This window comes from Corynebacterium sp. ACRPE, assembly GCF_022347435.1.
GTDB classification, from domain to species: Bacteria; Actinomycetota; Actinomycetes; order Mycobacteriales; family Mycobacteriaceae; genus Corynebacterium; species Corynebacterium tuberculostearicum_D.
Window position 1 is genome coordinate 1 of sequence record NZ_JAKRNA010000060.1, and the last position, 1,279, is coordinate 1,279.

Consider the following 1,279-nt stretch of genomic DNA (forward strand, 5'->3'; position numbering starts at 1 on the left):
GAGCCGTCGAAGGTGGGATCGGCGATTGGGACGAAGTCGTAACAAGGTACCCGTACCGGAAGGTGCGGGTGGATCACCTCCTTTCTAAGGAGCTTTTATTATTCGGGTGCAGTTGCACCCTTGGTTGGTTGAGTATGCGAGTGTCATGCTGCCAACTTTTATTGTTGAAAAATTGTCCGGGTGAAACACACACCTGATGAGGCAAGCCGAGTGTTTGAATGGCGCTTTGTGACACACTGTTGTCCATGCACAGTGAAAAGTATGTTGTTTGTATGTTGGTGCATTGTTGGGTGTCTGGGGCATTATCCCCCTTTTTTTGTGCCTGACCATGAGTCTTGCTGACACTGTGTGTGTTGGCAAGGTGTGGTTGGGGTGTTGTGTGAGAACTGTATAGTGGACGCGAGCATTAAACACAGATGAATAGGCCGTGTGGTTTGTTTGTGTGTGTTTGTGTGATTTCTTTTTCTTTAATCAATTTTTTGTCAAGTTCACTTGTGTGGCCATCTGCGCTTTTTGGTGTGGGTGGTTTGTGTGTTCGTTATTAAGGGCGCATGGTGGATGCCTTGGCATGCTGAGCCGATGAAGGACGTGAAAGGCTGCGTTAAGCCTCGGGGAGTTGTCAATTAAGCGTTGATCCGAGGATGTCCGAATGGGGAAACCTGGCCCTGGTTATGTGGGGTTACCCTTCAGTGAATTCATAGCTGTTGTGGGGGTTTACGCGGGGAAGTGAAACATCTCAGTACCCGTAGGAGGAGAAAATAATAATGATTCTGCTAGTAGTGGCGAACGAACGTGGATGAGGCTAAACCGTGTGCATGTGATACCTGGTAGGGGTTGTGTGTGCGGTGTTGTGGGCCCCAATGGGCGGTGACTACCATCATCGTGCTCGTGTGTTGTTGTTAGGTGAAGTGGTTTGGAATTACCTGCCGGAGAAGGTGAGAGTCCTGTAGTTGAAGACAATGGCATGTGGGTTGTTGGGTTGCCCGAGTAGCAGCGGGCTCGTGGAATCTGCTGTGAATCTGCCGGGACCACCCGGTAAGCCTAAATACTCAGTGTGACCGATAGTGTATGAGTACCGTGAGGGAATGGTGAAAAGTACCCCGGGAGGGGAGTGAAATAGTTCCTGAAACCATGTGCTTACAATCCGTCAGAGCACTTTTTGTGTGTGATGGCGTGCCTTTTGAAGAATGAGCCTGCGAGTCAGCGGCATGTCGCGAGGTTAACCCGTGTGGGGTAGCCGTAGGGAAACCGAATCCTAATGGGGTGTAAAGTGGCATGT

Annotated in this window: 2 rRNA genes; both read left to right on the forward strand. The window is 50.0% G+C overall.

Annotated features, from left to right (window positions below):
* Positions 1 to 84 (forward strand): 16S ribosomal RNA (locus MHY13_RS12090); the annotation flags it as partial.
* A 447-nt stretch (positions 85 to 531) separates the two neighbouring features.
* Positions 532 to 1,279: ribosomal RNA gene (locus MHY13_RS12095) — 23S ribosomal RNA — on the forward strand; the annotation flags it as partial.